Below are 8,908 nucleotides of genomic sequence, written 5' to 3' on the forward strand. Positions count from 1 at the left end.
GACCTTTTGTCAATCAAAAAGTACTGGATATGGGAGTGATCGGGGGGAAATTTAGGCACTTTTTCCCTGAAAATTAGGTAATTGGCCACCTGAAAATGGGTAAAACCCTACACCCCACACCCCACACCCCACACCCTGCCCCCAAGAAAAACTTTTTGCCGCAGACCCTATGTAGCCTATACTCAACGGATTTAGTATTAGTTGAATAATCGTTGCAGAAAAGTGCTTCGATCCCGCAGGAAAACCTGAGCGCAATTACGCCCCGGCATTCCCGAAATTGAGCCGCCGGGGTGAGTTCCTGCCCCAGTTAAATAAAGGTTTTTAATTGGGGTTTTGTAGTTAGCTATTTCCGGCAAAGGACGCAGGAAAATCATCTGATCTAAGGTCATATCAAGATGATAGTAATTACCTTTATAGGAACCCAAACGATTAGCTAATTCGGCCGGACTTTCCACCCGACGGGCAATAATGGCGGATTTGAGATTTGGGGCATAATCGGCCAGTTTATCAAGAACTCGATCGGCCACGCGATTTTTTAATTCTTCCGTCCATCCCGTGCCGTTTAATCCCGTTCCCTCGGCCCCGGCAATCTGATAGGGGGCAAAAAATTCGATCCAGAGGGTATGCTTGCCTTGGGGAGCCATGGAGGGATCGAGAATAGTGGGTACATCTAGGTACATCGAGGGATTTTCGTCGGGAATCTGCCCCAAAATCGTTAAAGCGTGGGCCTGTTCAACGTGACGCACGGAATCGGCGATGAGAATCGTTCCCTGTAAATACTCCTCTTTGTGATCGTAAGCCTCGAACCTTGGTGCTTCGGCGAGGGCGCAATCAATTTTAAGAATTGTTTCATTGTTATTGACAATTCGCCGTTCTACCCTTTCTCGCAATTCTGGATCGGCGGCATCCACATCGGCGGGGGCGACTAACTGTAAAAAGACTCGTCTAGCGTCAATATTAGAGATAACACCCGCTTTTGCCAGATATTCTTGTCCAGAGTCCACTCTAACCCCGATCGCTTGTCCTTCCTCGATTAGAATCTGTTTAACCTTCTGCTCGGTTAAAATCACCCCACCGAGACTGACAACACATTTCACCAGAGCCTCGGTTAGTGCGCCTGTACCACCACGAGGGCGAGCCACCCCGGGAGAATGACGCATCGCCATCATCATCATCCCGGAGGTAATGCCTTTTTGGGAGGGAGGAGCGCCAATTTCTGCCGCTAGACGAGCTAGGGGTGCTTTCACAAATTCGCTCTCAAACCACTCATTGAGGACATCTTCGGGGGAAGTAATCATCGTGCGGATGAAGTCGAGCAGTTTCTTTTTCGAGCCGATCGCTTTCCAGACAGTAGCTAAGGCACTAGAGTCATAATTGCGGGCGATTCTGAGCAAATCTTGGGGCGGAGCGTTAAACCAAGGAGCGATCGCATTCAGCAACTGTCCCCAATAGTCGATAAACTGAAGGTAGCGATCGGCATCTCGCCGACAAAACTGGGCAATTGCGGCGTGAGTTTTTTCCAGAGAGCGATAGGAAAGAAAATATTGGCCGGAGGGATGGGGACAGAAAACGGTAGGATCAAAGAATAAATACTCTAATCCGTGGCGTTTTAGCTCTAATTCCTCAATTACTGGCCCCAAAAAGATAAATTCGTGATCGATCGCACAGAGATTAAACTTAAAATCGGGGGCTAGATCTGGGATAACCGCTTCTGTGGTAGCGGCTCCTCCCGGTACGCTACGCTGTTCGAGAAGGAGGACGCGATAACCAGCTTTGAGGAGATAGGCGGCACAAACTAAACCATTATGCCCCGCACCGATGAGGATGACATCGTAACTTTCCATGCAGTTTCAAAAATTCCTATTTTTAATTTTGCGCTTTTCTTGACCCTAATATGTTAAAAATAGTTAAAGATTGGCTGTTGTCAGCAGATTTCAGCGAGCAGTTATGAGTGAGCAGGTAGAAAACATTTAATTTTTCCTTTTTTTTATGAGTTCTTCAATCAAAGTCATTCAACCATCGGGTATTTTAGATGGCAACCAAGCCAGCGAATTTCGCCAAGAAATTGCCGAAGCCGTGCAGGGAGGTTCAGAGGTTATTATCGTTGATTTCAAGAATGTCACCTTTATGGATAGTTCTGGTTTAGGGGCGCTAGTTTTATCCTTAAAAACCGTGCGTTCTGCGGGGGGTAAACTATTGATCTGCTCGATTAATGAGCAGATAAAAATGTTATTTGAATTGACCGATATGGATCGAGTTTTTGAAATTTTTAATAACCGAGAAGAATTAGAACAAAAAATCCTCGGAAGTTAATTAACGAAAATCCACCTGCATGATCGAAAGATCATCCTTAAAATTACCATCAAACTGTAAAGCTTGAATTTCTCCAATAAAATTATCAAGATTTTTGGCAGAATTACAGTGATAATTTTGCAAAGATTGAAGAAAGTTCTCTAGTCCCCACATCCTACCATCAGAACAATCGATCTCGTAAATTCCATCGCTAAAAAGATAAAGGCTACTGGAGAAATTCAGGGATTGAACCTGATTGATATATTCTGCTTCTGGAAACATTCCGATGGGAAAACCGGGGGCTTTCAGTCTGGTTTCAATCATCTGTCCAAAAGGTTTTTGAGTCAGGAGAACTGCCGGGGGATGACCGGCACTGGCATAGGTTAACTGTTGTTGTTTGCGATCATAAATTCCGTACCAGATAGTAAAATATTTATCATTCTTAGGGCTGATTTGATAAACTTGATTTAACCCATGTAAAACCTGATTAGGTTGATAGTAATTCACCTGAGTTAAACCACGGGAACGGAGTAAATTAATCACCGAAAGGCAAGGTAAAGCCGCTCGCAAACCATGGCCAGCCACATCTAAAAGATATAACATCAAATGGTCATTATCTAACCAATAATAATCAAATCCATCCCCCCCCAATCGACGAGAAGGAAGGAAGCGAAAATCGATAGCAAGTTTTGGAGAAATAAAAGGTTCTGGCAACAGCGATCGCACATATTCCGCCGCTTCCGCTAACTCCATTTCTAGTAATTGTTTTTGCGCTTGCAGATCATGACTTAATTGATGCAAACGAATTCCCGCCCGCACGCGCGCTCTTAACTCATTAATCTCGATCGGTTTACATAAAAAATCATCGGCCCCCGCATCCAATCCCTTCACCCGATCCTCCACCGATCCCAAAGAAGTTAAGAGGATAAAAAAAGTGGTTGACAGTTGGGGATTGAGCTTAATTTGCCGGCAAACTTCCAACCCATCGATCCCCGGCATCATCCAATCACAAATAATCATCGCTGGTTTTAGTTGCCCCGCTTGCTTTAATCCTTCTTCCCCATCACTGGCAATAAAAACCTCGTATTCCTTCCGCAAAGCGCGGCTCAAAAACGTTTGAATTACTCCATCATCATCAATTACTAGAATTCGTACCATCTTTTTTGTGACTCGACTATCTCAATCTTAACTGCTTACCCCCGACTCCCTAACAGATGACTTTGCTTGTCCCCCTCTCAGGGGATTAAATCCAGAATCGAGCTAACACATCAGTCATAGTTTGGGAAAAATGGTATAACTTCTAGCGTAAGGCATTGGAGAGGTAAGCCGGGGGTGAAGATTTCTTTTCAGGTAGATAGCGATCTCAAGTCCTTAGATAGCGTTTTAAAATATTTTGAGCAACTTGAACCGGCGGGCATTCCCCAAAAAGACTGGCTCCAGTGTCAGCTTGCTCTTGCCGAAGGTTTTACCAATGCAGTCCGTCACGCTCACCGACACCTCCCCCCCGAAATCCCGATCGAGATCGAGATCGAGATTACCCGATCCCAGATGGAAATTCGCATCTGGGATCGGGGTTACGCCTTCGATTTAGAGGACTTTATCGAGAAAAACGCCTATCATGACTATAGTTTCTCTGGTCATGGGCAAGGACTGCCGATCCTCCAAAAAATCGCCGATCAACTCAGTTATACTCGCAGCGAAGATCAGCGCAACTGTCTGTTAATTATTAAACAATTTTCCCGCCATGAATCCGATCGCGCCCCTCGTTTCTCCTAGTTGGTTAGTGACTAATCTCGATCGCCCCGATCTGATGGTTATTGACTGTCGTTTTCAATTAAATGATCCCGATCTCGGTTATCAAGAGTATTTAGCCAATCATATTCAAAATTCCTTCTATTTACACCTCGATCGCGATTTATCGGCTCCCGTTGCCCGTCATGGCGGCCGTCATCCTTTACCGAATCCGCAGACGATAGCCGCTAAATTAAGCTCTTTAGGGGTGATTTCTGGTCAAACTCATGTCATCGCCTACGATGCCTCCCGTTTTGCCTTTGCCAGTCGTCTCTGGTGGTTATTACGTTATCTCGGCCATGAACGAGTCAGCATTCTCGATGGTGGTTGGCAAAATTGGTTAAATGCCGGTTATCCCGTCTCCAATCAGATACCTGTGCCGAAAACCGGCGCTTTTTTCCCCCAAGTTCAACAGGATTGGGTAGTCACGATCGAGGAGGTAAAAAGGCAAAAAGAGCAAGCGGGAGTGGTGTTAATTGATGCCAGGGAAAGCGATCGCTATCGGGGTGAAAGGGAACCGATCGATCCGATCGCCGGCCACATCGAGGGGGCGCTTAATTATCCCTGGTTAGAAGTCACCGATAGTCAGGGTTTTTCTCAACCCCCGGCCCGGCAAAAACAACGTTGGCAAGAACGGGAAGGCGATCGAGAAATTATCCTCTACTGTGGTTCGGGAGTGACAGCCTGTGTCAATATCTTTTCCCTTACCCTAGCCGGATACGACAATGTTAAGCTATATTCTGGAGGTTGGAGTGATTGGTGTTCCTACCTGATCTAACCAGCCTTGTTGATACCCATCTATCAAGAAAGATTATCAAAATGACCTAATTACTGTACAATCTCCCTATTATCACTTTTAATTATTCCCAAACTATTATCTAGTTTGTCTCCTAGACAAAAAAGCTAATTTTTATTTTAGTTGCTATCTTTTTGCTCTCAAATCACCGCTATTCCTCAAAGAATAGTCGTTTTCCCCCGTAAAATTACTAAAAAGTAATTTTATAGTTAAACTCTATAAAAAATTAGGTATGTATTTTGTATGACAGAAGCCGGTCTTTGTCATTGTAATGGTGGCGGCCGTCCGAAAGATCGCCTTTCGATTTTTGTGGATGGCAATAATATGTTTTATGCTCAACAAAAAAATGGTTGGTTTTTTGACCCGCGTAAGGTGTTAAATTACTTCACCAACGACCCGAATATTATGTTAATTAATGCCTTTTGGTACACGGGTTTAAAAGATTCCCAAGATCAAAGAGGTTTTCGCGATGCTTTAATTAGTTTGGGTTATACGGTGAGAACAAAAATTTTGAAAGAATATTATGATGATAGTTCCGGTCGTTTTTCCCAGAAAGCTAATTTAGATATCGAAATTGTCGTCGATATGTTTAATACCGTCGATCAATACGATCGAGTGATTTTATTTAGCGGTGATGGCGATTTTGAACGAGCGATCGAACTATTGCGCTCTAAAAATACTCATATTACCGTAGTTTCTACGGAAGGGATGATCGCTAGGGAATTGCGAAATGCCACCGATCGCTATATTGACCTGAATGATATTCGCAAAGATATCGAAAAAAGTGATTATTAATCGGCCTACCCTCACCCCAATCCTTCTCCCAGAAGGGAATAGGTGAGGCAATTAACCATCTCTTGTTTATTTTTCCTTGAGTCGAAATAGTAAAAACTGATTGACCTGATTCGGATTAAAATTATCATCACTGACTAAAATCAAAGAGCGACTGCCATCAGCTAATCTTGGACCGAGGGTCATTGCTTCCAAATTATCTAAATCAATCCCCAAAGTCCCTAAATCTAGTAATAATTTTTTCCGCAAGGGTTGCACCTGTAAAGCTTCTAATTCTCCCGGTATCCGAGCAATTTTCGAGGTATCAGTGGCACTCCCATTAACTACCTGAAATAGTTTCGCTCCAAAACCTTCTAAACCAAAAGTTCGCTCTAAACTGAGAAAATAACCCTCTTTTTCTAAAGCTAATAATTCCGTTAAACCGTAGTATCTCGCACCACTGGGTGGCTCATCTAACACATACAATTGTTCTGATACTAACACAGGCGCACCAATCGGATCAATAACATAATGAAGAAGTCGCACTCTGAGATTTTCTGCTCTTTTTCCCGTGGGACTATCTTGAATTAAAGCGTTTTCTGTGGCAGTAAACAAACGAAAAGGATCGTCTTTGAGAGTGCTGGTAATCCCTAAAGTTAAGGATTCAAACCCTAAATTATCCTGTATTCCTTTTTGATTGCTATCATCCGGTAAAAAGCGATTAGGAATTAACAAAGACTCCTTTAATTGTCCCTGCAAATCAAATTCAGCAATAAAAGGATCAATTCTCTGTTTAACCGCACCTTCACTGGAAATAAACAAAGTTTGTCGGGGCGAAAAAGCGATACCTTCCGGGTCGATCGATCCCTTTTTAAACGTTTCTCCCTTGCCATCTTTTAGGAACGTGACTGCCTCTAAATTCACTTTTTCGATTTTTTCACCATTTATCTGCAAACTAGCCCGATAAAAGCGGGACGGAGCTTTCTGAGAACGATCATCACTGAGGAGATAAAAGCGGTTATTGGCACGATCATAGGTAATTGCCGATAATCCCCCCACCCTTGTGTCTTGATAATCCGCTTGTGGTAATTGATATTCTCCCAAAAACTCGACCGAGAGGGGTAGAAACATTCGTTGTTCTGCCAAAACTTGTGGGGAGACACCACAGGCAGCCAGACTAAAGGTTACAATCAAACTAGCAATTAAACCCAAAATTGGGAAACGCAAATTTTCGGCAGTCAGTCTCTTATAGAATCGATCGATCACAAAATATCCTCCTCTACTACGCTCCTATTAATCTATTATGCTACGTTTTTCTCTCAGTTTATGGCTCTGTTTGATCGGTACTTCCCTTCCTCTCCTAGCACAAACAGAAACCCCTGCACCCAATCCCCTCGAAACTCCCCTACAAAGTCCTTTATTACCCGGAATTGATCGCCCTTTAACTCCCTTGGAGCGTCGTCAACTGCTATTATACATCGATCGACGCGATGCTGAAGCTCAAGCTAAATACGATGCGGGATTAAATGAGGAAGCTTTTCCTATCTGGTATGAAGTTATTAAATTAAATCGTTATTTAGGAGCAAAAGAAGAAGTAAAATCTTTGGGAAAAGTGGGGTTAGCAGCTTGGAATCGAGATCGAACCGAGGATGTTAAATTAATTACTAATCGTTTAAAAGCTGTGCAACAAACTGCGGAAACTAACCAGACAATAGATGGGGAATTATTAGCATTACTAGGTACATCCTATGAACAGGTACGAGCTTTTAATGAGGCGATAATTATCTATGATAAAATCCTGGCTAATGCCAGACAATCTGGCGATAACACAGCAGTAGCAGCAACTTTAAATCAACTTGGTCAAATTCATTTGTCCCGTTTTGATTATCAAAAAGCCGCCCCAGTTTACGAGGAATTATTAACTATTTCTAAGACGCAGAATAATTCTTTAACTCAAGGAATTTATTTGCAAAGACTAGCAGAAATTTATCGAGAATCTCTGCAACCAGCTAACGCCGTAAAAATTAAAGAAGAAATAGCTGAAACCCAGATCAGAAATCAGCAAATACAGTTAATCCCCGCTCTAAAAATTCAAATTGGTTTAGATTATCAAGCTTTAAAAGATGCAAATAAAGCCAGCCAAAACTTTCAAGAAGCCTATTCTCTCGCTTTTGCTTTACAACAGTACGGCATCGCAGGAGAAGCTTTAAATAAGTTGGCCGAACTCTATAAAAGTTATCAACAGGTAGATTATGCTTTACAAATATATCAAGAATTAATTAAAGTCCATGAATTGGGTTATAATTACTACGGTTTAATGAATACCTACGATCAAATCGGTCAAATTTATCTAGAGAGAAAAAATTATCCCCAAGCTTTACTCGCTTTCCAAAAAGGTGCGGAATTAGCCCAAGCTATCCGTTATCGTGAACAATATTTTCAAACCCAAATCACCCAAGTTAATCAAGCAATAAATAATCCTGAACAGTTTTGAAGCCATAAGCCGTCAGGCTAGATAGTAGTGATATTCACCAGAAAAATCGCTGATTAACGGCAAAACAAAAAGCTGATAACTGATAACTGATAACTGATAACTGATAACTGATAAATGGACAACTCCTATTCTGAATTAAGCGAAGACTTGCTGAAATTGGTGCAACATTTACCCCACTTGAAAGATGGTAAATGGATTCAAAGATCTCTGGAAGCAATAGTCAGAATTGCCGAGGAGGAAATCGATCGCCTGGATTGGAAAATTTTAACCTACGCGATCGAATATCTAGAAAAGGGATTTCAGGTATTTTACCCCTACCGTCATATTCGTAAACTGAGCATTTTTGGCTCGGCACGCATCAAACCCGACAGCAGTGAATACCGTCTCGCAGTGGAATTCGCGCGCTGTATCAGTCAATACGGTTTTATGGTGTTAACCGGTGCCAGGGGTGGTATCATGCAAGCGGGGATTGAAGGCGCTGGACGGGAAAATTCCTTCGGATTAAATATTCAGCTACCCTTTGAACAGGGGGCTAATCCCTGTATCATAAATGATGCCAAATTAATCGATTTTAAATATTTCTTTACCAGAAAACTATTTTTTCTGCGGGAAAGTGACGCAGTAGCTTTATTCCCCGGTGGTTTCGGTACGCAAGATGAGGCCTTTGAAACGCTTACCGAAATTTTGGGTTAAAGCCCCGTCCTTTTAGGACGGCTATTTAAACTATAGCTTGTTAACTTAACTTTTATTGTGCTATACTGATT

At 42.5% G+C, this 8,908-nt stretch carries 8 protein-coding genes and 1 pseudogene; 6 read left to right on the plus strand and 3 right to left on the minus strand.

What is annotated here, in order from left to right; all coding sequences use genetic code 11:
- Positions 1-197: 197 nt before the first annotated feature.
- Positions 198-1,844: a beta-carotene ketolase CrtO gene (gene crtO, locus BGL89_RS07735; protein ID WP_286825216.1), complete on the minus strand. Its 1,647-nt coding sequence runs from the start codon at positions 1,842-1,844 to the stop codon at positions 198-200.
- A 145-nt stretch (positions 1,845-1,989) separates the two neighbouring features.
- Between crtO and BGL89_RS07740 the strand changes: the two genes are divergently transcribed.
- The gene (locus BGL89_RS07740; protein ID WP_052275544.1) at positions 1,990-2,313 is read left to right on the plus strand and encodes an STAS domain-containing protein; all 324 of its coding nucleotides are present in this window, start codon (positions 1,990-1,992) and stop codon (positions 2,311-2,313) included.
- On the opposite strand, the gene BGL89_RS07745 is transcribed toward BGL89_RS07740, so the two are convergent.
- Positions 2,314-3,450 (minus strand): PP2C family protein-serine/threonine phosphatase, encoded by a 1,137-nt coding sequence (locus BGL89_RS07745; protein ID WP_286825217.1) that lies wholly within the window; start codon positions 3,448-3,450, stop codon positions 2,314-2,316.
- Positions 3,451-3,624: 174 nt separating this feature from the next.
- Here BGL89_RS07745 and BGL89_RS07750 point away from each other — a divergent pair, with 174 nt between their 5' ends.
- From BGL89_RS07750 to BGL89_RS07760, 3 genes are all read left to right on the plus strand, one after another.
- On the plus strand, positions 3,625-4,068 hold the full coding sequence (locus tag BGL89_RS07750; protein WP_286825218.1) for an ATP-binding protein: 444 nt from the start codon (positions 3,625-3,627) through the stop codon (positions 4,066-4,068).
- On the plus strand, positions 4,037-4,861 hold the full coding sequence (locus BGL89_RS07755; protein ID WP_286825219.1) for a sulfurtransferase: 825 nt from the start codon (positions 4,037-4,039) through the stop codon (positions 4,859-4,861). Before BGL89_RS07750 ends, BGL89_RS07755 begins: the two co-directional genes overlap by 32 nt.
- A gap of 261 nt (positions 4,862-5,122) precedes the next feature.
- Entirely contained in the window at positions 5,123-5,674 is a 552-nt protein-coding gene (locus tag BGL89_RS07760) for a LabA-like NYN domain-containing protein (RefSeq protein WP_002764933.1), read from the plus strand.
- Between the two features lie 66 nt (positions 5,675-5,740).
- On the opposite strand, the gene BGL89_RS07765 is transcribed toward BGL89_RS07760, so the two are convergent.
- Positions 5,741-6,916, minus strand: a complete 1,176-nt coding sequence (locus BGL89_RS07765; RefSeq protein WP_286825221.1) for an esterase-like activity of phytase family protein — start codon at positions 6,914-6,916, stop codon at positions 5,741-5,743.
- A gap of 37 nt (positions 6,917-6,953) precedes the next feature.
- Between BGL89_RS07765 and BGL89_RS07770 the strand changes: the two genes are divergently transcribed.
- Together BGL89_RS07770 and BGL89_RS07775 are read left to right on the plus strand one after the other, a co-directional pair.
- Positions 6,954-8,144 carry a tetratricopeptide repeat protein gene (locus BGL89_RS07770; protein ID WP_286825223.1) on the plus strand — a complete coding sequence of 397 codons (1,191 nt, stop codon included), beginning with the start codon at positions 6,954-6,956 and terminating at the stop codon, positions 8,142-8,144.
- Between the two features lie 114 nt (positions 8,145-8,258).
- Positions 8,259-8,822, plus strand: a pseudogene (locus BGL89_RS07775) (LOG family protein); the annotation flags it as partial.
- Between the last annotated feature and the right edge of the window lie 86 nt (positions 8,823-8,908).

It is taken from the genome of Microcystis sp. LSC13-02 (assembly GCA_002282935.1).
Taxonomy (GTDB): Bacteria; Cyanobacteriota; Cyanobacteriia; order Cyanobacteriales; family Microcystaceae; genus Microcystis.

Bases quoted from the DNA above. Each gene is read 5' to 3' on its own strand.
- crtO (WP_286825216.1), bottom strand. From the start codon at position 1,844: ATGGAAAGTTACGATGTCATCCTCATCGGTGCGGGGCATAATGGTTTA.
- BGL89_RS07740 (WP_052275544.1), top strand. From the start codon at position 1,990: ATGAGTTCTTCAATCAAAGTCATTCAACCATCGGGTATTTTAGATGGC.
- BGL89_RS07745 (WP_286825217.1), bottom strand. From the start codon at position 3,450: ATGGTACGAATTCTAGTAATTGATGATGATGGAGTAATTCAAACGTTT.
- BGL89_RS07755 (WP_286825219.1), top strand. From the start codon at position 4,037: ATGAATCCGATCGCGCCCCTCGTTTCTCCTAGTTGGTTAGTGACTAAT.
- BGL89_RS07760 (WP_002764933.1), top strand. From the start codon at position 5,123: ATGACAGAAGCCGGTCTTTGTCATTGTAATGGTGGCGGCCGTCCGAAA.
- BGL89_RS07770 (WP_286825223.1), top strand. From the start codon at position 6,954: ATGCTACGTTTTTCTCTCAGTTTATGGCTCTGTTTGATCGGTACTTCC.